The following is a 25,734-nucleotide window of genomic DNA, read 5'->3' on the forward strand; positions in this document are numbered from 1 at the left end:
CTATTATTTTAAAACAAACATCTCGACTTAAAAGAGCTCACAAATTAGCCTTCTACTAGTTCAAACATATTTCCACTTACACAACTAATGAATAGTTCATTATTAACTTTCTCTGCATAATGTTTCACATGAAACTATCAACATTCCGAATTACCTTTCTACTATTTTCGACTGGTTTCAAACGTGGGCATCTTATGAAAATTTAGTGGAAATAAATATACATTCCATTACTCCGGTACTAGCTGTCGTTCCAATATTAGAAGAAAAAGCGTTTCTACTTCTTACTTGTTTTTCTTTCTACAAATTAAAACAGTACGAACAAGCTAATCGCTATTTACAGCAATATTTACATTGCGCCGTGCATCTGAATACCGAGGAAAAAGAGCCCGTATTCTTTCATGAAATTGATATGTATATAAAAAAACTAGTAGAAAGTGCAATGTAATTTCACATTGTTCTTTCTACTAGTCCTTTATCACAATTTTATATCCTATCCTACAACTCCCAAGTAATATTCATTTCTGCAAATGACTCCTTGCTAGCTTCCAATCCTTCGCTATCTTCCGTTCCAATCATTTCTACTTCTTCTTTAGACAACTTAATTTCCTCATTTGGCCTTTGGATTTTTTTCTCATACACGAGTTGTAAAAGCTCTATTTGTTCCTCTGTCAGTTCATACTCTTCTTCCAGTCTTTCCATTGCTGATTCTGTATCAAGTAATGGAATTTCTAATAAGAATCCACCGTGCTCTTCCATCTCTTCAAATGAATCAATTGAATACGCACCACTATCCTCAATCCAAAATGCAGTTGTAATAAAAGGAACTGTTTCGCCTTCTACTTCTTCTAATACGTATTGAAGTGCTTCTTCTTTCGCAATATCTATTACTTCCGAAGGTGCCCCTTCAAAATAACTTTTCGCATCAATCCACTCATCCATTCTCTCACTATTCACATCTTGAAGACATACAATCGTGTAATTCGGATGAAACGTAATTACCCCTTGTCCGCCTTGGCTATCTTGCATACTATAGTTAAATCCATCCCATGAACTTTCATGTGAGAAATCTGGACAATGCGCTACATTAATTGCATGGGCAATCGAATTTAAAACGCATCCTTTCCATAATTGTTCTCCATCTATATGTAATTTATATTTACTCATCATCTTCCCCCATGCACATATTTTTTCTATTATCTTTCCTCTACACAATACTTGTAAATACTTTTCTATCTACTACAAAATAAAAAAGACAATACACCCCACTGTATTGTCCATTTTCTTCCCTACCATTTCTCTCTACACATCTCAATTAAATGTAGTAAGTACCTCTTCGTCATATCTGCCCTTCTCCACCTTGAGAGCATTCGCTTTTCTTTTGGATTCTGCCGTATTCTCGCTACTTCTTTTAATAAAAGCTCCCATTCTTCCGCTGAACGTTCTGACAAGTATTGCAAGCCTCTATCTTTTGAAACGATTGTTTTATGATCTAGTGTATATAAAATACGTCCCATCGTAACGACAGCTGATTCTACCCACTCTTCTATAAAAAATAAATATGGCTTCTTCGCCTTTTCACTCCAGTACTGTTCTACGTTGTATTTCATCGTATTTACTACATCATTCCATTGTATTTGCAGCGGAAGATCTTCTGCTTCTTTTCCTGTAACTGTAATGCCTTGATTTTTCAACGTCCACCATGTGACCGCATTAATGTCCCAATGACCAACATTAGCTTTACCATCTGCACAATACACGTACTCGTTCATTTCATCATTGTATTTCCCTAAGTCAGCAAGCGGAATATACATACCGTCCATTCTTTTACCTAGCATATTATCACTAAGTTTCTTATGTAGTTCCACAAGCTGCTGTTTTTCAGCTTCATTCACGGAATCATTTATCACTGTAACAAAATCAACATCGCTCGTTTCCTTATGAAATGCACCTAGTGCGATGGATCCGTAAATATATACCCCGACTATTTTTTCATCCAAAAAAATTTCTTTTAATTCTACTGTGTACCGCTCCATTAACTGCTCTACTTCCGTTGGTAACGCATGCTTCACTCCATTTTTCATATCTATCCCTCCAATAAAAAAAGCCTTTGCAAATTCGCAAAGACTTCTTGTTTTATAAATATTTCTCGATTTCTTCGTAAACATCCTTCAAACGAGGATTTCCTTCTCCAACAATTTCTCCATTTACAAGAACGACCGGATAAAATAAATCTTCTTCCACTACGCGCTCTGCGAATGCTTTTTTATCCGCATCTTCTTGTTCTTCTTGGAAATCAATATACTCGAAATTAAATTTATTTTCTTGTCCTTCATATTTACGACCAATTGCCGCTTGTAACCACTCAAACGTTTCTGTTGAAGATGGCATTCCAACGCAGCTCGCACAAATTACTTTCGTCCCATACACTTGAACATTAACCATTTCTTCTCCCCCACTTCTTGTCCCAACAGTATATTCAGATGTCTTATTACATAAGCACATCATTTTACAAACTTATTCCATACCCCTATACTGAAAAAACACGATACAAAATTTCGACAATAAAACAAGAAGAGAAAAAATAGATTTTCCCCTCTATCTTGATTATAATAAAACTGATGAAAGGAGTCGATAAAAATGGAAAACCCACATATGCAAGAACAAGTATTAGAAGTATTAGATAAATTACGTCCATTCTTACTTCGCGATGGCGGAGACGTTGAATTAGTAGACATTGAAGAAGGTATCGTAAAACTACGCCTTATGGGTGCATGCGGAAGCTGCCCAAGTTCTACAATTACACTAAAAGCTGGTATCGAGCGCGCGTTACTTGAAGAAGTACCAGGCGTTATCGAAGTAGAACAAGTATTTTAATTAAAAGCGGAAGCGGCTCGTTCAGAACAGGAGGTCATTGGAGCTCCTGACGAAGAGGCGCTTTTTGCCTCACAGGAAGAAGCGAAGCCACCGAACATTTTAGCCGCTGGAGCTGGATATTATCTAGCGGCTCGTTCAAAGTCACTTGCTAAAAGGAGACCAAATTTGGTCTCCTTTTTTATTCAAATCACATTTATCCGTTAACATCATAAAACAAAATTGGAAATCCCTCTCAAAAAATGCGATAATTAATACTATATAGTGAATCGTTCACACATATAAAGTAAAAAACATAGGGGGACGACAGATGCCAAAAATGGGGAACACTTTTTTAACAATTCAAGAACTAGAAAAGAAAAAAGAATATTTATTAGGCCTTTCATCCGTTATACCAACATGGAATACAAGCTATCAATTTTTATTTAAAGAAATTCAGCAAGAATTATTGGGTAAAGTAAATGAAAAACTCGAAGGGCATCAATTCGTTTTAAATATATGTGCAGATCAACAGGTAGGGGCATAATGTATTACATAAAATTGTGGTATATAAAAAAGAGACCTTACTCGGTCTCTTTTTTATATTTTTAAGATAACCAATCTAATTTTCTAATCCCGAGCTTATCTACTGGTAAACGAAGTGAACCATAAAAATGCTTCATAAATTGCTCTGAGCGGTTCACATCGTGTAAAATGGCTTCTAAGCGATCTCTATATATGCTTTTTTGTTCTTCGTTTCCAGTTTGGTAATATCGTTCGACCGTTTCAAAATAGTGCAGCGGGAACAGGAGCCTTGCAAATAATAAGCGCCAGCCAAATGAGGATAGCGAATAATTCCGTTCATAATCCGTAACAAATTGAACGATTGTTTGCTCCCAGTCTTTCTTTTTTTCTATCGTCATATGGCGGATCCATTCTGCAATATCTCGACTCGGGTGATCATACACCCAATCAAAAGGAAGTTTGAGACGCTTCGTTTGATGCCATAATAAAGGTGTGAATCGTTCTTGGCAAATTGTTGCTGCATCCGTTAGTTGCGGCGTATCATCCATTTCTGTATCGACAACATATTGAATGGCATTTTCTGCAACTCCTAAGTAATACGGGAAGGATTCAATAAACAATTGATCGAATACATCTGAAGGGTGGTTCATCACTTGTGATTGCCAAAACTTTTCTAATTGATCGAGCCTTTTTTCCCATAACGCTTTCCATTCACCAATTCGGCTTAATTGCTCAATTTCTTCTGGAAAGAATGCACCTCGTTTATGGAATATAGAAAGCTCACTTCCTAATGACATAGCATGTCGTTCTAACGTGCGCATACCTTTTAATAAGCAGTAATTTTGTTCTTCTATCTCACTTACATAGTAGCCGTGTATAGTCGGAACGAAAGTCGCTACAGTTATATCCCCTTGCTGGTTCATATAATCACTGAGCTTTTTCATCTCTACAAGTACTTCTTCCTCCATTTCTCCAATTGGAACAAGTACATAAATTTTGTTGCGAATCCAAAAGCTTTTATAGGGGCCAAGGGGGATTAATTCTTTAACATGCATGTGATAATGCTCATAAATATGCTGAATCATCGCAGTCGCCACCTATGGTTTTTCTTTATATATATGAGCTTGTGCTCGCCTTTCATTCCTATGCACATGATAAAGCAACGAAACGTATACAAATACTAAAAAGAAAAAAAGGTGATAAACATGAAAGAATCAAATCAACTACAAGAAAGAGCATTAAAACTATTACAAGAACGCGGTGTAACAATTGACGATATTGCTGAACTTGTTCATTTTCTTCAAAAAAAATATCATCCAAATTTAGAGATGTCAGAATGCCGTTACAATGTAGAACGTGTACTATCAAAACGTGAAGTACAAAACGCACTGATTACTGGTATCGAGCTTGATGTCCTTGCTGAAAAGGGAATGCTAAGTGAACCGTTACAAGATATTGTAAAACGTGACGAAGGCTTATACGGAATTGATGAAGTTATCGCACTTTCTATCGTGAATGTGTACGGCTCTATCGGTTTCACGAACTTTGGATATATTGATAAATTAAAACCTGGTATTTTAGAATACTTAAATGATAAATCAACTGGAAAGGTGCACACGTTCCTTGATGATATCGTTGGCGGAATCGCTGCCGCTGCTTCAAGCCGTTTAGCGCACCGAGCTGAGCACTCAGAATAATAGTGTTTTCTAGGCCGTCAGGTTCATGCTGACGGTCTTTCATATTCCATCAGCATAAATTCTCTTCCGCGACTCAAAAAAATAGGCCCTTGCTTAAATCCGATATTTTTATATAACGTAATCGCTCTTGTATTAAATGTCGCTACGCTTAATCGAAACATTTTTGCATTAAACTCTTTCGTGGCAAACGCTATTCCAGCTTGGAAGAATTCTTTCCCCATTCCTTTCCCGGTTAACGCCGGCTTCATGCCAAGTCCGGTATCAATCACATCTTCTCCACCATATAAATGAGCATCTCTTCCACCTGGTACTTGTGCATTTGCTCCAAAACAAAAATAACCGATGAAGTCTCCTTGATCATCACAACAGCCATAATACGTTCCATCTAATAGCTCTTCCATTACTTCTTTCTCGCCTGAAAAACTATATAAATTATATGGTTCCTCGTACGTCCAAGTATTTATCTCATTTGCTTCTTCCTCTGTTAATTTATGTATATCCACTTTCTCTTTCCCCCTATTATATTTCTATTAACAATATTCGATATTCATCTTATAATTCATCTTTCTCAATATATTTTTTTAATTTCTTGTTTCATTTTTATGGAAGATTTTTCTTATTATGTTACGATTAAACAGAATCATTATAAATAAGGTGGTGACAATTTGAATTACTTTTCTTATCTCCCCTCAGAAGAACGGCAAATTTTTTTCTATAAAGAACCTCTTAATTTTTCAAAAAATATAGGGAAAGAACAACTAGCTTACGCACTAGGCGCTACACTATATACTCCTGGCACGAAAGAAACGATTGCGGAAGATATAATTAGCAGGAAACATGTGGATGCTATCTCAATTATTCTTTGTCTAGAGGACGCTATCAGCGATGAGGAAGTAAAACTTGCAGAGCAAAACATCGTCGTTCAAATACAGCAAATCGCTAACTTAGTCAGTGCCAACATACTAAATCAAGCAGACATCCCACTTCTTTTTATTAGAGTTCGACAGCCAAGTCAAATGAAGAAAATTGTTACTGAATTAGGTAGTGCCGTTCATTGTTTATGTGGTTTTGTCTTTCCAAAATTCACACCGATTAACGGAAAGACTTATATCGATCAGCTTGCATATATAAACGAGTTATACTCATTATCGTTATATGGCATGCCGATTTTAGAATCACCCGAAATTATGTATAAGGAAACACGGGCAGAATCATTATTACAAATAAAGGATTTACTAGATTCTTATCACGATTACATCTTAAATGTACGTATTGGTGCTACTGATTTTTCAAGTATATTTAGTATTCGGCGTAATAAATACACACCTATCTATCATATTACTGTTGTCCGTGATTGTATTTCAGACATTATTAACGTTTTCTCAAGGGCAACAAATGAATATATTATTTCAGGATGTGTATGGGAATATTTTTCTAATGATTATGAAGAAGGGCTTATTCAAGAGGTATCACTTGACCATGCAAATGGCTTAATCGGAAAGACAGTTATTCACCCATCTCATATTAAAGTTGTACAGGCAATGCACATTGTCACAATGGAAGATTATTTAGATGCGAGATTAATTTTACAAAATGCAGATACGTATAATGGAGTGCTAAAAAGCAGTTTTTCTAACAAAATGAATGAAGTAAAACCTCATTATGGGTGGGCTCGCAAAACCATTTTAAAATCTAATATTTACGGGGTGCTACATGAAAACAAACAATTCACCGATCTCCTTATTACAAACGCAAAGCAACACGTATAACGTTTTAAATAATATACAAGTTCATGTAGAAGTACGTGATAATCCATATAATTTAGCGCTAGACAATCTTTTTCAAATGGCTGCGAGAATAAATAAGAAACGTAGTTTTTTATTTGTGAGTACAATCCTTGGAAAGCATCTTCCTATTAAACCTGCAGTCTCTCTATCAAGTGGAGTTGCTCTCGCTGCAAGATATATGGAAATACTACATAATATTTCTCATCCATTTCAAAAAGAAATTTTAAATCTCATTTCATTAGAAATTGATGAAATCCCAGAGGAAGTATTTCGTTATCAATATCCTCTGCAAGAAGAAGTTTTGTTCATCGGATTCGCTGAAACAGCGACATCACTTGGTCATTCTATGTTTCAATGCTTTCAAAATGCAAAGTATGTACATACAACTAGGGAATCGATACCCCACCTAGAATCTGTCATTACATTTGAGGAAGAACATTCTCATGCAACATCACACCGTTGTTATGTAGATGAAAGCTTTTTTCAAAACAACAATCCAATTGTTCTCGTAGATGATGAGATGACAACAGGAAAAACAGCATTAAATATTATTAGATCTATTCAAAATAAATTCCCACGAGAAGAATATATAATTGCTTCTTTGTTAGACTGGCGTTCTCATACTAATAGAAAACAATTTAAACAATTAGAAGAAGAACTTCAAATTAAGGTTCATGTTATTTCTTTATTAGAAGGCAGTATTCATACAACTGGCCAACCATTAAATATTGCAAAAAAAGAGATTCAAATTGAAGAAACAAAACCTAATTTCAAAAAACATACCCTTACCTGCCTAAAATCACCCTATACATCAAATTATATAAAATATACTGGGCGATTTGGCATTTCAGCATATGAACAAAAGCACATTCATTCTTTCGCCCAAGAAGCAGGAAAAACTTTAAAAAGAGAAAGAATGGGAAAACGAACACTCTGTCTCGGAACGGGTGAATTTATGTATATCCCAATGAAAATTGCTGCTGAAATGGGTGAAAATATTTTATATCAATCTACAACAAGAAGCCCTATCCATCCTGTTTCAAATGATGTGAACTACGCCATTCATAATCATTTCTCATATCCAAGTCCTGAAGATCCTACTATAACAAATTACTTTTATAATATTTCACCTCATGATTACGATGAAGCATTTGTTTTCATTGAGCGTGATTTAGGGGAAGAAGCCCTATCTCCTCTTCTACAGCAGTTACAAACAGTTATTCCTTTTATTCATATCGTCTCATTTTCAAATAGCATAGAAAAGGAAGGTTGATAATTATGGTAAAAGTAAATTCTCATATTAGTAGTTACAATCCAAATGATGCTATTTTTCTATTAAAAGATATTAGTGATTTAATGAAAGAAAGTTCCACGGAAACTAGAGAACAAGCAATTCAAGCTGGCACACATTATTCCGAAATGTTACCAATGGAATATAAACCCTCTAAAGCGTATATGGATTTATTCTTTTCTTCCCTGCAACAATACAAACACAAACTAGCCATCGCTGTTGGAGTTGTCGCCGAACAGATTATACAAACTAAAGGAACTAACCTTGTCCTCGTTTCATTAGCTCGTGCTGGTACACCTATTGGCATTCTTATCAAACGCTACATACGCTATCAATACAACCTTGATGTACCTCACTATTGTATTTCTATTGTTCGCGGACGCGGTATTGATGAAAATGCACTCCATTATATTTTGGAACATCACCCTAAAGAAACAATTCAATTCATTGATGGGTGGACTGGAAAAGGTGCAATAAAAAAAGAATTAGAATATGCAGTACACACATTTAACGAACGAAATAATACACACATTTCTCATTGTATGGCTGTGCTTGCTGATCCCGGTTACTGTACTTCAATTTACGGTACACGTGAAGATTTTCTTATTCCTAGCGCTTGCTTAAATGCAACAGTCTCTGGACTAATTAGCCGCACTATACTAAATGACACCTATATCGGTCCAAATGATTTTCATGGTGTTAAATATTATAAAGAGCTAGAGCAAGAAGACTTATCAAATTTCTTCGTTGATGAGGTAACAGATTTATTCCCTTCTGTTCATTCTCATATAGATAATCAATTACGTTATATTACTTCAACTTACACTGATCCCTCTTGGCAAGGATTAAAAGATATACAGTCTATCCAAAATCACTTTGAAATTGACGATATTAACTTAATTAAACCAGGAATCGGTGAAACAACTCGCGTATTACTCCGGAGAATACCGTGGAAAATTTTAATACGTAAGCAAAACAATCCCGATTTAAAGCATATTTTACTTCTTGCTAAAGAAAAGAATGTCCCTATTGAAATCTATGAGAATATGGCTTATTCATGTTGCGGGCTCATTAAGCCTCTTAAGAGGGAAACGATATGATTTTCGCCAGTGATCTTGATCAGACGCTTATTTATTCCCGGAAATCGTTTCGTGCCCCTATAGAAGATGAATCAATTCAACTCATTGAAACTTTAGATGGGAAAGAAATTTCTTTCATATCACATAAAACCATTTCACTACTAAAAAAATTGCAACTGCACTCACATTTCATCCCAGTTACAACAAGAACTATTGAGCAGTTTCAGCGTATTTCTTTATTCCAAGACGAAATCATTCCCGAATACGCCATTACAAGTAACGGCGGTAATATTCTTCATAACGGTAAACAAGATGGTACTTGGAACAGGATAGTAAAAGAAAGACTATCGTTTGAATGTATAGAGGGAAACGACATACTAAAGGAATTTGGACAAATAGCTCATAAAGATTGGGTTATATCACAAAAAACAGCTGATGATCTATTCCATTATTGCATTATTAAACGGGAGAACATTCCTTATGATGAATTATCATCTTTCACTTCCTGGTTAGACAAACAAGGCTGGAATCATTCACTTCAAGGTAGAAAGCTATACTTTGTACCAAAACCAATTAACAAATGGGACGCCGTGCAATATATAAAAGAAATTTTGCAAATAGATACGATTATTACAGCTGGGGATTCTTTACTTGATTTATGCATGCTTGAAAAGGCGAACCATGCCTTCGCACCACTTCATGGTGAGTTAGGGGCAATGCATGATAACTTACAACCTCATATTTTAAAAACAGACGCAATCGGCATATATGCCGCAGAAGAAATCGTAAATAAATCACTTCAAATTATTCACAGTTCATTACCTACCCCATGATCATAATATGCACAATTGCATACGCACCGCGATTAAACAAGTGGTACAATTTATTTGAATCGCTGTTGCTACACTTCTTGATTAAAGAAAAGGCGTTAACACGGAAATTAGCGTCTTATCAACCTCAAGCAATTGGCACATTTTGTCATCTTAAAAGACACTCCACGAGTGTCTTTTTTTCTATATCCAACAAGGACTTACTCATTTCAAAGTATAAATACATAAAATAATGTAAATCATTACACGCATGAATCACTTTCTAAAAGTTATAAAGTAGATTCAAAATAAAAAAGCACTCTTAACTAGAGTGCTTTTTACTTTCAAACAAGGAGGCTACATATATGGATAGTACTCTCGTATTTAACTTCGGCATTGGTATTGTCATTATTTTATTTGTTTTCTTTGTTCTTTGTATGAGCGGGGTGTAGTAATCTTTTATGCTGATAACTCCTTTAAAGTATCACTTAATTTGAACTTTCTTAATTGTAATGAAGCAATCATTGCTGCCCCTGCTCCAAGCATCACGCTAGCTAGGGCCAATATGACAACTTGATTATACGGAATGATAATCACTGTTAGCTCTAAGCTCGATAACACAATATAACTAAACAAAATCCCGCCAAAAATCCCTATACAACCAGCTATCGCTCCAAGTAAAGTTCCCTCTAATAAAACGATCCGTCTCATTTGCTTTGGGATAGCCCCTACCGCACGAATCATACTAATTTCAGCACGTCTTTCATGTAAACTTGCGACTATCGCATTCATTAATCCTATACCAGAAATAATGAAAACAATTACAACTAACAAGCGAATTAACATCATCATTTGCGATAATAACTGCTCTTGTTCTTTCAATAAATCATAACTGTTTATAACTTCTACATTCTCTTTATTATTTGTAATTTCTTTTACTTGCTTCTTAATCACTTCAAATGATTGATTAGAATTTGTCATAATTTGAATCGCTTCATATCCTTGTACGCGAAACTTATCCCGAGCCCATTGTTCATTTACGAAAATATCCAAACTCCTTAACCTTAATCCTTGCTCAATAATCGAAACGACTTTAATTGTTTGTTTTTCTTTCCCTTTTCCTTGTACGTCAACCGTATCATGCAACTGAAGCCCTAAATTTTTAGCAACTTCCTTCGTAACGACTCCCTCACCATCTTGTAATGGCTTATTTAAAGCTTGTCCTGCAATCACTTTCGCCTTTGTTACTTTCTGGTACGCTACAATATCGTTACCTACAACTTCCATTGAATCATAGTTCAAGTTATTTTTTTTCATAAATTCATACCATTCTTGATTCGCTTTTTTAAAGTCATAATTCACAAGCTTTGCAGTAAAGTCAGTAGCATTCCCAACACTCGATTCCACACCATCAATTTTTCTAACCTTCTCCATCCAACTAAACGGTAATGTTTCTATTCCTTGCGATTCTACTGGAATTCTTACTACTAAGTCCGCTGGTAAATGTTTTTGTAATCCTTTTTTCATACCTTCATACATAGAATTTACATACATCGTTCCAACAAGTGCTAACATAAAACCAAATGCTAATATAGCAACCGACACAGCTGCCTTGTTTCGATAACGAATGACATTCCGGCTACTAATCGTCGTTTCAATTCGTAATATCATTTGAAACGGTTTTGCAATCACTGGTGCTATCATACGAATAAATAACGGAATCGCTAATAACAAACCGACCGCAAATAAAAATGCTCCTATCGCACTTGGATTAAAACCGATATACTGCTCTAATACGCTACCCGTGAGTCCAATAACGGTACCAATGATTAAAATGCTAAGGCTAAAAGCACTCCATCTTTTTTCTTTTTTTTCATTACTAGGAAGACCAGGCCGAAGTGCTTGAACTGGTGGAATCTTTCTAACCATGAAAGCTGGTATAATGGCCCCTATGATAGACATAACAATCCCTAGTAAAAACGTAATGAGTAAAATCTCACCTGAAATCGAGAATGATGCTTTCCCTGCGCCCTCAATATTCACCCATTTATTAATGAATGATGCAGCGATTGTTTGCGTACCTGCTCCAAGAATAACTCCTGCTAGCGATCCGATTGCTCCGATGCATAAAGCCTCTAATAAAACGACGACTATAATTTGATTTGTGTTACTACCAAGCGCACGTAATAATGCCCACTGCTTAAATCGACTTCTAACAGATAAGAAGAAACTTCCCATTATTAACAGAGCTACAACAAATAAAGCAATACCACCTAAACTAAAAATTAAAGGCTTCATTACATTTAGTCGTTCAAACGCCTTATCAACATAAGTACGTTGATCCACCTTTATATTTTCTATCTTCTTATTTACATCAAGAGCAATTGCTCTTTTCACATTTACATCGACTGTTTTAACTTGAACGAGGTTAAATTGATTTGGTAGATTTAATTCTTTTTGAAGCCAATGAATTGGAAAATACGCACTATGCCCCATTGCTGCCATTAGCGGCGGATTTAAAATGCCGACGACTTTCACATTCTTTTCTCCATGTTGCGGGAATGGCAAAGGAATCGTATCTCCTACCCGTATATTTTCACGATCTGTATATCCTTTTGTCAGTGCTACTTCAGCCCCTTCTTTCGGATATCGACCTTCTAATATTTTATAAGAATGCATTTCTGGAGAATCTTGCTCCACACCCCAATAGGACGGTTTTCCCGATAACTCTTTATAATTTGGAAAAGGATATGGTATAAGTACTTTTGATATTTTTTCAGCATTTTCTAAGCCATCTATTCCTTTTAAACTTTCATTATTTAAATACATATCATTTTTTATATAACCAAATTGTAAATTATAATCCCCATACCGGCTTACTACTTGTTCTTTCACACTTTTCTCTACTGATTGATTGCCTAATAATAACATCGTCGCTAACATAACACCTAAAGCTGCACCGAGAGCAATCAACATATTTCGCAGCCAATTTTGTTTCATCGATTTTACTGCATACTTAATTACCCATCGCATCACCTTTACCCCCTACTTTAAAGTGACGATTCATAATCTCTTGAATGTGAGTAACTTGTTGCGGGATATTTCGAAACTTCCACCCTTTACTTTCAGCATGTTCATGTATCACTTCACCATCTAATAAAAAAACAACTTTATCCGCATGGGCCGCTACGAACGGGTCGTGCGTTACAATGACAGCTGTTTGCCCTAACTCATCACACGCATTGCGAAGTGCCGCAATTATGTTTTTACTATTTTCCGAATCTAGTGCCCCTGTTGGTTCATCTGCTAATATAATAGCCGGCTCATTTGCAAAAGCTCTTGCGATCGCAACCCTTTGCTGTTGCCCACCTGATAACTGTGCTGGTAAATGTTTTTCTTTTCCCTTCAATCCGACAAGTTCTAATAATCGCGTTGCTGTCACCGTTGCCTTCTTTTGCGAGACATTATCTAACAGTAAAGGTAATCCTACATTTTCCTCCGCACTAAACACTGGAATCAAATTAAACTGCTGAAAAATAAAACCGATTTTATGCCTTCTAAATAAAGCGAGCTCTTTTTCTTTTAATGTTGAAATCTCTGTACCATCAACTCGAATACTACCTACCGATGGAATATCTAATCCACCTAATAGCTGCAATAAAGTCGTTTTCCCTGAACCACTTGCCCCCATAATACAAACAAAATCTCCTTTTTGAATTTGAAGATTAATGCCTTTTAATATCCTGACTTTACTATCCCCAATATCAAATGATTTTTCTAACCTTTCAATTTCAATAATATTCATCCCCATATCCCCTTCTCTCTCTATTTACCAATTTATATATTCTATCCAGAATGCAAAATCCCTACTTTTTTGTATTTTTTTGTCACATACTAACATGTATCCCATGTTAGCCAATTACGTTTTCACTTTTTTCTCACGTCAGAAAAGTTGACTCTCACAACAGAAGTAACCATAATGGTTACATAAATAAAAAAACTATTCACATATCCACAAATAGGAGGAAGAAAAATGAAACATGTAATCGTTTATGCACACCCAAATACAGAAAGCTTCAACCATGCGATTTTAGAAACAGTAAAAAGTGAATTAGAAGGAAAAGATCACGAAGTTCGCGTTCGCGATCTATACGAATTAAACTTTAATCCAGTATTAGGCGCTTCCGATTTCATCTCATTTTCTCAAGGAAACACACCAGAAGATATTAAAGAAGAACAAGAGCATATCTCTTGGGCTGACAGCATTACATTTATTTATCCAGTTTGGTGGGCGGGACTTCCTGCTATTTTAAAAGGATACGTTGACCGTGTGTTTAGCCATGGATTTGCTTATGCTTACGGTGAAAACGGCATTGAAAAGTTATTAAGCGGTAAAAAAGGATTGTTATTATCTACAATGGGTAATACGAAAGAGGCATACACAGCAGGCGGCATGTTTGATGCAATGAAGAAAACAGCGGATGTTGGTATTTTTGAATTTACAGGCATTGAAACAATTGAGCATACATTCTATACAAGTGTTCCTTCTGTGGATAACAGTGTGCGTAAGCAATATCTTGAAGAGGTTAAAGACGTTGTGAATCGTGCGTTCTAATAAAATTATATCAGTGATTTTCTAAATATATCAGCGCAACTCAGATTATATCAGCGATTTTCTAAATATATCGGCGCAACTCAGATTATATCGGCGATTTTTCAAATATATCAACTTACCGACAAAAATCGACACTAGTCACAACCGAATGTTAGCCCACACCAATCGGGCTGCCCGCAAATATTAGAAAAAAAGCTGTTCCAAAGTTTGGAACAGCTTTCTTCATTACATCTTCTCAATCCACTCCGTCAAGTTATGCACAACTTGCGTTGGTTGTACTTCGTATTCTGTTAACTTCTCCACAGTTGTGACTCCAGTGTGGACAAGAAGGGTATGCATGCCAGCATTTATTCCTGCTAAAATGTCTGTATCGTAGTTATCCCCAACCATTAATGCTTCATTTTTTTCTATGCCAAGTACTTTTAAAGCTTGTTCCATAATAATTGATTCTGGTTTTCCGATAAAGATTGGATCCACACCTGTTGATACTGCTACAACTGATGTTAATGAGCCGTTACCTGGTAATAATCCGCGCTCAGTCGGAATGGCAATGTCTCCATTTGTGGAAATAAACGTTGCGCCGTTACGCACAGCAAGACACGCTTTTGCTAACTTTTCATATGTGATGTCACGATCTAAACCAACAACAACGAAATCAGGATTTTCATCCACAAGTTCAAATCCTTTTTCCACAAGTGCATCGTGTAAGCCTTCTTCACCAATCATATATACAGTTGCGTCTTGTTTACGTTCATAAATGAAGTTCGCAGTCGCCATACTCGTTGTGAATACTTGCTCTGCTTTCGCTGGAATATCGAAACGAACAAGTTTTTCTGCCACTTGTTCTGGTTTACGCGTTGAGTTATTCGTAACGAATAAATAAGGAATGCCGCGCTCTCCTAATGCTTTTACGAAGTCGCTTGCCTCTTCAATTTGTTCTTCCCCGCGATACATCGTACCGTCTAAGTCAATTAAGTAACCTTTATACATCGATTATGTCTCTCCTTCTATGCTAACGTTCTCACCTTATCATACCACTCTTATATTACCCGCTTTTTCCAAAGAAAAAAACGCTTTACCTAAAAGCGCCCCATAACGTTCATTTTTTCTCTTTTACTTGGTAAGAACAACTACAATCGCCCTCACACATATTTGCTAACGTCTTTACATCTGCTCCTGCAAATAAACGCTTATACATCTCTTTTTCATCTTTACATACTTGCGGGAATCTCTCTGCAATTTCCTTTAACGGACAGTTTTGTTTTTCAATTACGAAAGAATTCTCTCCATCTCTCTTTATTTGAACCATATAACCGTTTTTCTCTTGCATAGCTGCTATCTCTTGCACTTTATATGCTAAATTCTTTTGATTACTCACTCTCTTTTGTAACTGTTCTTCCATTCGCTTCGTTCTCTCTTTTAAAACGTAACGAAGTATTTTTTCATCACCCATTCGAGCTAAATCTTCTAGCATATCAATCGCAAATTGCTTATACTCTTTCGGGAATGTATCTTCTCCCTTTTCACTTAATCCATACAAATAAGTTGGTCTTCCGACATGTTGCCTTACCATCTTAGAATAAATAAGTCCGTCTTTCTCAAGATTACTTAAATGTCTTCGGATCGCCATTTCTGTAATCTCTAAAACGTCAGCTAGTTCCGCTACCGTGTGCTCTCCCTTTACTTTCAACAATTGTACAATTTCGTCTTTCGTAGTACGTGCTTCCCCCATACTTCACCCTTCTCCCTTTTCTTTCTCACATACAATATAAGATCCCCAAAAGGCATTCTCTGGGGATCTTATATTGTATAATTATTCTGGTACAAATGCAGATACAGGTCCTAATTCCTTTTCTAAATAACTGCGAACATTTGCTGGGTATTTCTCTACCACTGCAATATGTTTTTGAATCGTCTTATATAATTCATCATGATTCATTTGAATATAGTCTTGCGTAAGCATTTTTCGAAGAAGGATAATTTCTTTCATCCCTTGTCCATCTTCTTCACTTATCACTCGCTCGTCCATTAAAATATCAATAATATCTTCATAGCTTCCTGGATCGCGCATAATAAATCCATCAATCATCGCATTCCCGGCATCTAATACACAATCAATAATAAGATGGGCTATGCGCTCTAATGCGTAAAATTCAAACTCGGTTTCATATATCTTTTTCTCTTGAAATGTACTTGTTGCTCGTTCTAAACATACTAGCATTTGTTCTATTTTCTTTCTGTCTACAAAATACATGAATGTCACCTACCTGGAAATTAAAGCATTTACATTTTAATTGTAACGCTTTCTTCTGAAAAAATCGACAATTTTTCGAATTCACCTTTTCTCCGTTATTTGTTATAGTTATATTTGTATGATTTTTGAAATTGGAGGAATGAAATCTTGGAACGTGAACTCGCACTAGAAATTGTCCGTGTAACAGAAGCAGCAGCATTAGCATCCGCACAGTGGATGGGCCGCGGAAAGAAAAATGAAGCAGATGATGCAGCAACTACAGCAATGCGTGATATGTTCGATTCAGTAAACATGGCAGGTACAGTTGTAATTGGTGAAGGAGAACTTGATGAAGCACCGATGCTGTATATTGGTGAAGAACTAGGAACAGGTAACGGTCCAGAAGTAGACATCGCCGTTGACCCATTAGAAGGTACAAACATCGTTGCAAAAGGTCTTGCAAATGCAATGGCAGTTATTGCAATCGCAGACAAAGGGAACCTTCTTCATGCTCCTGATATGTACATGGAAAAAATCGCGGTTGGTCCAAAAGCAGCTGGTAAAATTAGCTTAGATGATCCAATTGAAAAAACAATTGAAATTGTAGCAGAAGCTAACAATAAAAAGATTCGCGATCTAACAGTTATCGTTCAAGAACGTGAACGTCATCAAGATATTATTGACCGTGTTCGTGCAAAAGGTGCACGCGTAAAATTATTTGGTGACGGTGATGTTGGTGCGTCAATCGCAACAGCACTACCTGGAACGGGTATCGACTTATTCGTAGGTATTGGCGGAGCTCCAGAAGGTGTTATTTCTGCAGCAGCATTAAAATGCCTTGAAGGTGAAATGCAAGCTCGTTTAGTTCCAATGAACGAAGAAGAAGAAGCTCGTTGTCGTGAAATGGGATTAGAAGATCCTCGTCAACTTCTTATGTTAGATGACTTAGTATCTGGGGATGATGCAATCTTCTCAGCAACTGGTGTATCTGCTGGTGAGTTATTAGACGGTGTTAAATTCCTTGGTGGAGATTTAGCTGAAACATATTCTATCGTAATGCGTTACAAAACAAGAACAGTACGATTCATTAAAACGCATCACCATTTAGATCATAAGCCACACTTAAACTTAGATATTTAATAAAGGAGCCATGTGTATGGAAGAACGTTTCTTTCTGTACGACGATACTGTCGCTACAAAAACGCGTTTCGTTAGCTTTATGGGAGAAAATGAGCGTCACGATTTAGCGCTTTTATACTCTGATCGTCATTACGGTAAAACAATTGTCCTTGATATGCAGCGCAATAAATTTGCAATCATCGGCGCTGACGATTTAAACGAACCAGGCTACTTAGAGCACGCATTTTCTATGACTGAAGAAATTGCAGAAGAACTACGCTCATTTTTATTTGAACTTATATAATTTATCTTAGGCACCAGCTGTTTTAGCTGGTGTTTTTTCATTGCGAGTATTTTTAATTTTCAAACTAATATGTTATAATTAAGAATAAATCTATTTGGATAGAAAGGACGTTATCTACGTATGCCAACATTTACTTTGTAATGGACCAGCAATTGGATAGCATTACTCTCAAAAAAGCACCACGCTTTTTCAAGGGAGTAGTCTGCCCATTCCCATTACAAAGGAACGTAACGCATCTGTAGTATGATGTTTACGGAGGTTCCTAAGGGAACTTCCTTTTATTTTTGTCTTTTTCTCATGTCTTCATACTACAAGACATCCAAATAGCTGTATTACGTTCCTTTGCCACTACTATAAGAGGTGAAGGAAAATGCAGAAAGTACAACTTTCTTGGAGTTTATATGAAAATGAACAAAACACAATCGAAAAGTATTGTAAAAATTGCAGACGCACTACCCTATTTACCGACACAAATATTCGTAGGCATAACGCCAACGGAAAAAACATATATCGCTTTGCCATTTATAAATGTCCGAAAGATCATACGTGGAATCAAAAACTTCGTATTTATAAATCATTTACTGATCATGTGGAAACAGTCGATATGCCTCAGCAAGATCAAACGGAAACAACTACTACCATTTCCATTACACAGCATAAAGAAAGTGGCGTAGCTGAAATTACAATTGTATTAGATATCGTTTTCGGTTCCCACCGAATGGATAAAGCCTTATCCACATATATTTCCGACTGGAGCCGTACACGCATTGTGGATAAAATTAAAAACGGAGATATTCAATTGAACGGACAACAAATGAAACCAAATACAATACTATCTGAAGGAGATTATATCTCGATTTGTTTATAATGCAAAAAATCCTCTTACAATCGTAAGAGGATTTTTTTATTTCTTCATTTTTCGTAATACGAAGTGTGCGCAACCGAAGTTACAGTACTCGTATAAATACTCCGTTAACGTACTAATTTTCGTATCATATGTCGCACGCTGGTTACTATCATCAAAGAATCCGCGCAGTCTAAGTTGCTCATATCCCCAGTCTCCAACGATATAATCATATTTATTTAAAATTTCTGCATAGCGCTCTTTAAATGCTTCTTCACTAAAACCGTCACGAAAGTTTTTAATTACTTCGTACTGCACATTATTAATGCTCACCGTAGCATGAATCTCTTGCTTTTGCTCCATCATTAACTTCCTCTCTAAGCATTCTTCTTTTTATCGTATCACAAAGCATAACAACCAACAATTTCAAATACAAAAAATTGCAAATTAGTACATGCTATGGAGAAGGAGGTGATACATCGTGAAAAAACAAATTTTACTTTCCCTTCTCACTATTTCCTTATTTGCAGGCTGCCAATCAGCGAACAAAGCTGAAATGGAACGTGAAGAAGGAAGCCGTGTTCTTGTTTCCAATAAAAACGACATGTATCATACGGAAAATACAAATACACGGCTCACAAGGGTCGGCTATTCATCTAAACAAAAGCATGAAGTATCTAACAAACAAGTAGGAGCCATTAACCGTGAGAAAGTTGCTGAAATGATTACAAGTATGACAGTCAAACTTCCTGACGTTACAAACGCCGCTACGCTCGTTACCGATGATGAAGTATTTGTTGTATACCGTGCAAACACAACGGATCCAAAACTCGTAGCAGATCAAGTATATAGAGCTGCTTTGTCCATCGTCCCTCGCTATTATAAAGGATATGTATCAACAGACCAAAAGTTGATTTCCCAAATTCAAGGTCTTCAATCTGGCGCATTAAATGATACAGAATATACGCAAAGCCTCGATATGCTAAAACGTGAAATGAGTAAAAATCCTCATTTGAACAATACGGGAGATCAGACTTTGAATGATATGATTAAAAAGTAAAACAGGTGGAGAAAATCTCCACCTGTTTTACTTTTTAATTTTTATTACGATTCGCATAAACCTCCATCGCATCACACATAAATTGCGCTAACCCCTCACCAAACTTATCGATATTTTTCGTGAAGCGCTCATCAGCGACGTACATTTGACCGAGTCCTTTAAAAGCATCTAATGAATATGCACCGAAGTTTTGCAAGTAATCGTACCACACTCCAATTGCTTCTTGCGCCTCTTTAGAATCTGGTGCTCCGTGTCTAAGCGCTGCTAAATTTCTATAAATAGCATTAAACTCCTCTTGGTTCTCTTTTGACATACCTTTTGCATATTCGTTCGCTTTATCTACAGCTGCGTCTCCCCATTTTTCACGTGCTTCTTCTTCATATGGGTTATGGCTGAAATCGAATCCTTCAAATTTCTCTTTGTTCGTCATTTCAATCTCTCCTTTTGTATGCTGAATTGTTTTATCAATCGTCGCAATCACTTTATCTAATCTAGCACGCTTTTCAAGAAGCATTTTCTTATGAAGCTCTAGTGCCTCTTCGCGATCAAATGATGGACTCATGATAATCTCTTTAATTTTTTTCAAAGGGAAGCCAAGCTCTTTAAAAAACAAAATTTGCTGCAATGTCTCTAAATTTTCATTGGAATACAGACGATATCCAGACTCTGTCGTCTCGTCTGGGGTTAACAACCCAATTTCATCGTAATGATGCAGTGTGCGCACACTAATTCCAACTAAATCAGCTACTTCTTTTACTCTCATTGTCATTTGTATCTCCCCCTTAGTACATACGATAAAGTATGACGCAACGTTAGAGTCAATAAGTAAATTCATTTTATCTTAAAAAGTTTCATCTCTCCTATATTTGATGCATAATAGTTATGTACATATATTAGAAAGCGGTGAAAGTATGGTTTCAAATACTGTAATTGCCAGCATCATCTTTCAACTCATTGTCTCGATTCTGGTCCCAATTATTGTACTCGTTTATTTCCGTAAAAAATATAATATGAATTGGAAAGTGGTCGGCATTGGTGTTCTTATCTTTATCGGATTTACCCAAATTCTTGAAACACCATTCCACCTATTTATGCGCGGTAATCCAACAATCGCTCCATTTTTAGAAAATCCGTTTGTCTTCGCAATTTATGGCGGATTGACTGCTGGTATTTTTGAAGAATTAGGACGCTTCGTTGCCTTCTTCTTCTTACTAAAAAAATATCTAGAATATAAAGATGGCTTCGCTTATGGAATTGGTCACGGCGGAATTGAATCTATTTTAATTGGCGGTTTTTCTGCATTACAAGCATTAATCTTTGCTAATTCTATTAACGATGGTAGCTTCGCTCGACTGATTGAACAAAAACCCGAGCTGAGCATTTTACAGGACATGTTAATTCAGCAACCTGCCTACTTATACTTCCTTGGTAGCTTAGAAAGAATTATGGCACTCGTGCTTCAAATTGCCTTTACAATGCTTGTTTTATACGCAGTAAAACAGAAGAAATATATCTTCCTAGTATACGCTATACTATTCCACGCATTTGTAGACTTTTTCGCGGCACTTTACCAAACAAAAACAATCAATATCTTCGTTGCAGAAGGAATTACACTTCTTTGTACAATTGGCGCTGTCGTTCTTATTCGCAAAATGAAAGCGAAATTAATGAGTGTACCGGAGTAAAAAATAAACCACCGATTGGTGGTTTATTTTTTATGGATTGTCGCAATGTTGATAGCTTTTTCCTTCTTGCAGCTCCCTCTTTGTTTCTGCATCTATAACGATATATTTATGAAACTCTTCTACTTCATTTTGAGAAAAGGAAGCAAAAAAATAAACTTGGCGATCAGGATGAACAAAAAAATCTTGAAGCATCACACTACTCCGACAACCCACGGCTGTTTTTTGTAGGAAAGAAAATTCTTCATCGGGCACTTCTTTAAATAAGATTTTTTTTCGAACACTATATGCTGCATTATTGTATTCTTTATAGATTTTCTTATCTAACTGTTTATAAAAAATATCCTCACTCACAAATGACTTATTTCGATTGCTTGGATAATTTACTTTTTGATTCGACTCTGCATAAGTTGTGGACAAGTGTATAAAAAAACAAAGACTAACTACAATACATATCATTTTATTCATGATTGCACCTCAAATGTTCATCATCCACATTACTTTTCCACATATTTAAATCCATATGCCGTTTTACAAGAAAAAGGAATTATTTCCACATTTGTCGAAGTATATAGCGTCAACTTGAAAGATGGGGATGAATTATGAAGAAAATTATTGTAATACGACATTGTTCAGCAACTGGGCAAAAACGTGATGCTGAATTAACGACCGATGGAAAAGACCAAGCAAATACCCTTGCTACATTCCTCTTAGAAAATCATCTACAAATCGATCATATTATTTCAAGCCCATTTGTCCGAGCTATCGATTCCATTCGGCCCTATGCGCTCCAAGCTAACTTATCTATCCAAGAAGATGAACGATTAACTGAACGCATATTGAGCAACGTTCCAATGGATGATTGGATGCAAAAACTAGAATCTACTTTTACAAATATAGATATTGCCTTTTCAGGCGGAGAGTCAACAAAACAAGCAACAGACCGTGCCATATCGCTTATTCAAGACGTTTTACAATTAAACCATACGACAACACTACTTGTTACACATGGCAATTTACTTACGCTCATTTTAAAGCATTTTAATCATACGATTGGCTTTAATGAATGGAGAACTTTAACGAATCCTGATATTTACGAAATTACAATCGACGAACAATGTATCATAAAACGCTTATGGGAAGCATCTTCTAAGTAATATCCCTTTCCAAAACATTCAGTTGACGCCACGAGAAGAAACTGTACTAATAATAGAAAGGGGTATCACTCCATATGTACGAAGATGTACTTGCTCTACTACATAAAACAAATGTTTCTTATGAAAAATTTGAACACGAACCAGTACTCGATTATGAGACAGATCGGATTGTACGTGAGAGACTCGGCTTACAAGGCACTCCAAGTAAAAGCTTATTTTTAAAATCAAAGTCTGGAGATTATTACGTATTTTTTACGTTAGAGGGCACAAGGCTCAACCGGGGAGAGATGAAAGAACTAACAGGAGAACGGTTATCTCTCTGTTCTCCTGATGAACTGCGAGACAAAACTGGTTGTACGCCGGGATGTGTGGCTCCTTTCGGATATTCACACGATGTAACAATTATTGTGGATAACGCTATTTATACGTACGATAAAATTTTAATTACACCTGGTGTACCTGAATTTACAATTGAATTATCCACAGAAGAATTAAAAAAGATTTTATTAACATGTCCAAATACCGTTTTAGAGTATAAACAAAAAGAGAGCTAATCGTTAGCTCTCTTTTTTCATTATTTAGCTTCTGCTGTTTTTTCTTTTGCAGAACGTACTTGCTCGTCCGCATGGTAAGAAGAACGCACAAGTGGGCCAGCTTCACAGTGGCTAAATCCTTTGCTAAGTGCAATTTCTTTAAGCTCTGCAAATTCTGCTGGTGGGTAATATTTAAGAACTGGTAAATGCTTCTTAGATGGTTGTAGGTATTGCCCAAGAGTTAAAATATCCACATTGTTTGCACGTAAGTCATCCATTGCTTCAATTAAATCTTCTCTCGTTTCACCTAAGCCCACCATAATGCTCGATTTAGTTGGAATATCAGGCTGCATTTCTTTCGCTCGACGTAAAAACTCTAATGAACGTTCATATTTTGCTCTAGCGCGAACTCGGTCAGATAATCGACGTACTGTTTCAATGTTATGGTTTAAAATATCTGGTTTTGCATCCATTAACATTTTTAAGTTTTCTTCTACTCCACCCATATCAGATGGTAATACTTCGATTGACGTAAATGGATTTTTACGACGTACAGCGCGTACTGTTTCAGCAAAAACAGCTGCTCCGCCGTCTTTTAAATCATCACGTGCAACCGCTGTTATAACAACGTGCTTTAAGCCCATTTGTACTACTGAATCTGCCACGCGTTCTGGTTCTTGTAAATCAAGCTCAGTTGGTAAGCCTGTTTTAACCGCACAAAAACGACAAGCACGTGTACAAACCGCACCTAAAATCATAAATGTTGCTGTTTTTCTTACAGCCCAGCATTCATGAATATTCGGACATTTTGCTTCCTCACAAACGGTATGAAGATTTTTAGAACGCATCATTTTCTTTAAGCCTGTATAGTTTTCATTCGTGTTTAACTTAATTTTCAACCATTCGGGCTTGCGCTTATATTCTGTTTGTTTTGTCATGGTTATCAACTCCGCACAATATGAAATAGTTTACCGTGTTCGCTTCTTTCAATGTAACATATCTATTCTAACGTATGAAAGCGATTTGCTCAAATGAAGATTCTAAGATTTTTTCCAATCGTTCCCTATAATGAAATACTCCGTATATCCCACACTAAAAAGAGTGATGTTGTGAAAGGAGTCTATTTCATGCTTCGAAAAATTTCTCTTTTGCTTTCTATTTGTTTTCTTCTCCACCAAAACATCGCTTACGGTGAAGATAATCAGCAAAGCATATACGAAAAGCGCATGGCACTATATAAAGAAACCGAGCAGTCTTCAGGCATTCCATGGTATTACTTAGCTGCAATGGATCAATATGAAAGAAATATACGGAGCGTAAGAAAAGATATTCCGAAAAAACCAGATGCCATCATTTCCCTTTATTTCAAACCAGAAATATGGGCTGGACCTATTAATAGTAACGATACTCTTCCCCATACAATTTCTCTATTTGGCGGAATAGGTTTAGATGGTGACAAAGATGGATTTGCAAATACAAATAGCGACCGTGATCTTCTGCATACCGCAGCGACTATTTTAAGGAAACAAGGAACGTCAGAAGACCGTATTAAAATTATGCTCTGGGAATATTATAGACGTGCCAAAACAGTTGATTTAATTAGCGAATACGCCCAAATTTATAAACATTATGGACGTATTAATTTAGAAGGAAATGCTTTTCCTCTTCCGATCCGTAGTGACCATAGCTACCGTAGTACTTTCGGCGCTGGAAGAAGTTTTGGCGGCAGAAGGATTCATGAAGGAACCGATATTTTTGCCGGATATGGCGTGCCAGTAAGATCGACTTGCTATGGCATTATTGAAACGAAAGGTTGGAACCGCCTTGGTGGATGGCGCATTGGTATTCGCGACCTTCATAACAATTACCATTATTACGCTCATTTAGGCGGGTTTTCAAAAGAAATACAGCTTGGACAAATTGTTGAGCCAGGAAAAGTACTGGGATTTGTTGGTAGCACTGGTTATGGACCTCCTGGTACAGCCGGAAAATTTCCGCCCCACTTACATTTTGGCATGTATAAAGACAATGGCTATACAGAATGGGCCTTCGATCCATACATGCATTTAAGCCTTTGGGAGCGCAAAGAACGAGCAAATACAAAACGATAACCGTAGCTGCATTGCTACGGTTATTTTTTATCCAGTAA

At 36.4% G+C, this 25,734-nt stretch carries 30 protein-coding genes and 1 pseudogene; 17 read left to right on the top strand and 14 right to left on the bottom strand.

What is annotated here, in order from left to right; genetic code table 11:
• Positions 1 to 112: 112 nt before the first annotated feature.
• A pseudogene (locus tag ACQGS6_RS00530) lies at positions 113 to 445 on the top strand (DUF4304 domain-containing protein); the annotation flags it as partial.
• 50 nt (positions 446 to 495) lie between these two features.
• On the opposite strand, the gene ACQGS6_RS00535 reads toward ACQGS6_RS00530, so the two are convergent.
• From ACQGS6_RS00535 to ACQGS6_RS00545, 3 genes are all read right to left on the bottom strand, one after another.
• Positions 496 to 1,164: a hypothetical protein gene (locus ACQGS6_RS00535; RefSeq protein WP_242785181.1), complete on the bottom strand. Its 669-nt coding sequence runs from the start codon at positions 1,162 to 1,164 to the stop codon at positions 496 to 498.
• A gap of 122 nt (positions 1,165 to 1,286) precedes the next feature.
• The gene (locus ACQGS6_RS00540) at positions 1,287 to 2,081 is read right to left on the bottom strand and encodes a nucleotidyltransferase domain-containing protein (protein ID WP_001986998.1); all 795 of its coding nucleotides are present in this window, start codon (positions 2,079 to 2,081) and stop codon (positions 1,287 to 1,289) included.
• A gap of 52 nt (positions 2,082 to 2,133) precedes the next feature.
• Complete coding sequence (locus ACQGS6_RS00545; RefSeq protein WP_000248588.1) at positions 2,134 to 2,442, bottom strand: YuzD family protein; 309 nt, start codon at positions 2,440 to 2,442, stop codon at positions 2,134 to 2,136.
• Between the two features lie 195 nt (positions 2,443 to 2,637).
• Here ACQGS6_RS00545 and ACQGS6_RS00550 point away from each other — a divergent pair, with 195 nt between their 5' ends.
• Both ACQGS6_RS00550 and ACQGS6_RS00555 read left to right on the top strand, forming a co-directional pair.
• A complete protein-coding gene (locus tag ACQGS6_RS00550; protein ID WP_000431159.1) occupies positions 2,638 to 2,874 on the top strand; it encodes a NifU family protein in 237 nt (78 codons plus the stop codon).
• A 307-nt stretch (positions 2,875 to 3,181) separates the two neighbouring features.
• Entirely contained in the window at positions 3,182 to 3,397 is a 216-nt protein-coding gene (locus ACQGS6_RS00555) for a hypothetical protein (protein WP_016118827.1), read from the top strand.
• Between the two features lie 61 nt (positions 3,398 to 3,458).
• On the opposite strand, the gene yutH is transcribed toward ACQGS6_RS00555, so the two are convergent.
• A complete protein-coding gene (gene yutH, locus ACQGS6_RS00560) occupies positions 3,459 to 4,460 on the bottom strand; it encodes a spore coat putative kinase YutH (RefSeq protein WP_000614218.1) in 1,002 nt (333 codons plus the stop codon).
• A 120-nt stretch (positions 4,461 to 4,580) separates the two neighbouring features.
• On the opposite strand from yutH, the gene ACQGS6_RS00565 reads away from it, so the two are divergent.
• Positions 4,581 to 5,072, top strand: coding sequence for a phosphatidylglycerophosphatase A family protein (locus ACQGS6_RS00565; RefSeq protein ID WP_000665094.1), 492 nt, complete (start codon positions 4,581 to 4,583; stop codon positions 5,070 to 5,072).
• Positions 5,073 to 5,095: 23 nt separating this feature from the next.
• Here ACQGS6_RS00565 and ACQGS6_RS00570 read toward each other — a convergent pair whose 3' ends face one another.
• Complete coding sequence (locus ACQGS6_RS00570) at positions 5,096 to 5,575, bottom strand: GNAT family N-acetyltransferase (RefSeq protein ID WP_016110886.1); 480 nt, start codon at positions 5,573 to 5,575, stop codon at positions 5,096 to 5,098.
• A 162-nt stretch (positions 5,576 to 5,737) separates the two neighbouring features.
• Between ACQGS6_RS00570 and ACQGS6_RS00575 the strand changes: the two genes are divergently transcribed.
• The 4 genes from ACQGS6_RS00575 to ACQGS6_RS00590 are packed head-to-tail and all read left to right on the top strand — an operon-like array spanning position 5,738 to position 10,062.
• On the top strand, positions 5,738 to 6,841 hold the full coding sequence (locus tag ACQGS6_RS00575) for an HpcH/HpaI aldolase/citrate lyase family protein (protein ID WP_426964817.1): 1,104 nt from the start codon (positions 5,738 to 5,740) through the stop codon (positions 6,839 to 6,841).
• On the top strand, positions 6,786 to 8,132 hold the full coding sequence (locus ACQGS6_RS00580; RefSeq protein ID WP_426964818.1) for a phosphoribosyltransferase family protein: 1,347 nt from the start codon (positions 6,786 to 6,788) through the stop codon (positions 8,130 to 8,132). The genes ACQGS6_RS00575 and ACQGS6_RS00580 overlap by 56 nt, the downstream gene beginning before the upstream one ends.
• Before the next feature lie 5 nt (positions 8,133 to 8,137).
• On the top strand, positions 8,138 to 9,250 hold the full coding sequence (locus ACQGS6_RS00585) for a cysteine protease StiP family protein (RefSeq protein ID WP_003314597.1): 1,113 nt from the start codon (positions 8,138 to 8,140) through the stop codon (positions 9,248 to 9,250).
• Positions 9,247 to 10,062 (top strand): HAD family hydrolase, encoded by an 816-nt coding sequence (locus tag ACQGS6_RS00590; protein ID WP_000575382.1) that lies wholly within the window; start codon positions 9,247 to 9,249, stop codon positions 10,060 to 10,062. The genes ACQGS6_RS00585 and ACQGS6_RS00590 overlap by 4 nt, the downstream gene beginning before the upstream one ends.
• A gap of 435 nt (positions 10,063 to 10,497) precedes the next feature.
• Here the strand turns inward: ACQGS6_RS00590 and ACQGS6_RS00595 are convergent, their stop codons facing one another.
• On the bottom strand, positions 10,498 to 13,071 hold the full coding sequence (locus tag ACQGS6_RS00595) for an FtsX-like permease family protein (RefSeq protein WP_001267750.1): 2,574 nt from the start codon (positions 13,069 to 13,071) through the stop codon (positions 10,498 to 10,500).
• Positions 13,055 to 13,843 (bottom strand): ABC transporter ATP-binding protein, encoded by a 789-nt coding sequence (locus tag ACQGS6_RS00600; RefSeq protein WP_001021176.1) that lies wholly within the window; start codon positions 13,841 to 13,843, stop codon positions 13,055 to 13,057. Before ACQGS6_RS00600 ends, ACQGS6_RS00595 begins: the two co-directional genes overlap by 17 nt.
• Positions 13,844 to 14,071: 228 nt before the next feature.
• Here ACQGS6_RS00600 and ACQGS6_RS00605 point away from each other — a divergent pair, with 228 nt between their 5' ends.
• Positions 14,072 to 14,653, top strand: a complete 582-nt coding sequence (locus tag ACQGS6_RS00605) for an NAD(P)H-dependent oxidoreductase (protein WP_426964819.1) — start codon at positions 14,072 to 14,074, stop codon at positions 14,651 to 14,653.
• Positions 14,654 to 14,878: 225 nt separating this feature from the next.
• Here ACQGS6_RS00605 and ACQGS6_RS00610 read toward each other — a convergent pair whose 3' ends face one another.
• The 3 genes from ACQGS6_RS00610 to ACQGS6_RS00620 form a co-directional block, all read right to left on the bottom strand.
• Positions 14,879 to 15,643: a TIGR01457 family HAD-type hydrolase gene (locus ACQGS6_RS00610; RefSeq protein ID WP_000276467.1), complete on the bottom strand. Its 765-nt coding sequence runs from the start codon at positions 15,641 to 15,643 to the stop codon at positions 14,879 to 14,881.
• A gap of 109 nt (positions 15,644 to 15,752) precedes the next feature.
• Entirely contained in the window at positions 15,753 to 16,385 is a 633-nt protein-coding gene (locus ACQGS6_RS00615; protein ID WP_000503350.1) for a helix-turn-helix transcriptional regulator, read from the bottom strand.
• 81 nt (positions 16,386 to 16,466) lie between these two features.
• Entirely contained in the window at positions 16,467 to 16,907 is a 441-nt protein-coding gene (locus ACQGS6_RS00620) for a DUF86 domain-containing protein (protein WP_000274000.1), read from the bottom strand.
• Between the two features lie 147 nt (positions 16,908 to 17,054).
• Between ACQGS6_RS00620 and glpX the strand changes: the two genes are divergently transcribed.
• The 3 genes from glpX (at position 17,055) to ACQGS6_RS00635 (ending at position 19,177) form a co-directional block, all read left to right on the top strand.
• Entirely contained in the window at positions 17,055 to 18,026 is a 972-nt protein-coding gene (gene glpX, locus ACQGS6_RS00625; RefSeq protein ID WP_000439090.1) for a class II fructose-bisphosphatase, read from the top strand.
• 16 nt (positions 18,027 to 18,042) lie between these two features.
• Positions 18,043 to 18,309, top strand: a complete 267-nt coding sequence (locus tag ACQGS6_RS00630; protein WP_000392606.1) for a DUF3055 domain-containing protein — start codon at positions 18,043 to 18,045, stop codon at positions 18,307 to 18,309.
• Positions 18,310 to 18,679: 370 nt separating this feature from the next.
• On the top strand, positions 18,680 to 19,177 hold the full coding sequence (locus ACQGS6_RS00635; RefSeq protein ID WP_001174572.1) for a hypothetical protein: 498 nt from the start codon (positions 18,680 to 18,682) through the stop codon (positions 19,175 to 19,177).
• A 36-nt stretch (positions 19,178 to 19,213) separates the two neighbouring features.
• On the opposite strand, the gene ACQGS6_RS00640 is transcribed toward ACQGS6_RS00635, so the two are convergent.
• Entirely contained in the window at positions 19,214 to 19,516 is a 303-nt protein-coding gene (locus tag ACQGS6_RS00640) for a YutD family protein (protein WP_000435942.1), read from the bottom strand.
• 118 nt (positions 19,517 to 19,634) lie between these two features.
• On the opposite strand from ACQGS6_RS00640, the gene ACQGS6_RS00645 reads away from it, so the two are divergent.
• A complete protein-coding gene (locus ACQGS6_RS00645; RefSeq protein WP_000744129.1) occupies positions 19,635 to 20,213 on the top strand; it encodes a YhcN/YlaJ family sporulation lipoprotein in 579 nt (192 codons plus the stop codon).
• Positions 20,214 to 20,247: 34 nt separating this feature from the next.
• Here the strand turns inward: ACQGS6_RS00645 and ACQGS6_RS00650 are convergent, their stop codons facing one another.
• Positions 20,248 to 20,982: a MerR family transcriptional regulator gene (locus ACQGS6_RS00650; RefSeq protein WP_326318537.1), complete on the bottom strand. Its 735-nt coding sequence runs from the start codon at positions 20,980 to 20,982 to the stop codon at positions 20,248 to 20,250.
• A gap of 100 nt (positions 20,983 to 21,082) precedes the next feature.
• Here ACQGS6_RS00650 and ACQGS6_RS00655 point away from each other — a divergent pair, with 100 nt between their 5' ends.
• Positions 21,083 to 21,898, top strand: coding sequence for a YhfC family intramembrane metalloprotease (locus ACQGS6_RS00655; protein ID WP_002101508.1), 816 nt, complete (start codon positions 21,083 to 21,085; stop codon positions 21,896 to 21,898).
• 30 nt (positions 21,899 to 21,928) lie between these two features.
• On the opposite strand, the gene ACQGS6_RS00660 is transcribed toward ACQGS6_RS00655, so the two are convergent.
• On the bottom strand, positions 21,929 to 22,363 hold the full coding sequence (locus tag ACQGS6_RS00660) for a hypothetical protein (protein WP_001038439.1): 435 nt from the start codon (positions 22,361 to 22,363) through the stop codon (positions 21,929 to 21,931).
• 134 nt (positions 22,364 to 22,497) lie between these two features.
• Between ACQGS6_RS00660 and ACQGS6_RS00665 the strand changes: the two genes are divergently transcribed.
• Both ACQGS6_RS00665 and ACQGS6_RS00670 read left to right on the top strand, forming a co-directional pair.
• Complete coding sequence (locus ACQGS6_RS00665) at positions 22,498 to 23,052, top strand: histidine phosphatase family protein (RefSeq protein ID WP_000721050.1); 555 nt, start codon at positions 22,498 to 22,500, stop codon at positions 23,050 to 23,052.
• 74 nt (positions 23,053 to 23,126) lie between these two features.
• Entirely contained in the window at positions 23,127 to 23,606 is a 480-nt protein-coding gene (locus ACQGS6_RS00670) for a YbaK/EbsC family protein (protein WP_000272747.1), read from the top strand.
• 20 nt (positions 23,607 to 23,626) lie between these two features.
• On the opposite strand, the gene lipA is transcribed toward ACQGS6_RS00670, so the two are convergent.
• A complete protein-coding gene (gene lipA / locus ACQGS6_RS00675) occupies positions 23,627 to 24,523 on the bottom strand; it encodes a lipoyl synthase (RefSeq protein WP_000166372.1) in 897 nt (298 codons plus the stop codon).
• 189 nt (positions 24,524 to 24,712) lie between these two features.
• On the opposite strand from lipA, the gene ACQGS6_RS00680 reads away from it, so the two are divergent.
• A complete protein-coding gene (locus tag ACQGS6_RS00680; RefSeq protein ID WP_326318536.1) occupies positions 24,713 to 25,696 on the top strand; it encodes a M23 family metallopeptidase in 984 nt (327 codons plus the stop codon).
• Positions 25,697 to 25,734: the final 38 nt, after the last annotated feature.

This window comes from Bacillus sp. GMs2/2, from assembly GCF_050172095.1.
GTDB lineage: Bacteria > Bacillota > Bacilli > Bacillales > Bacillaceae_G > Bacillus_A > Bacillus_A cereus.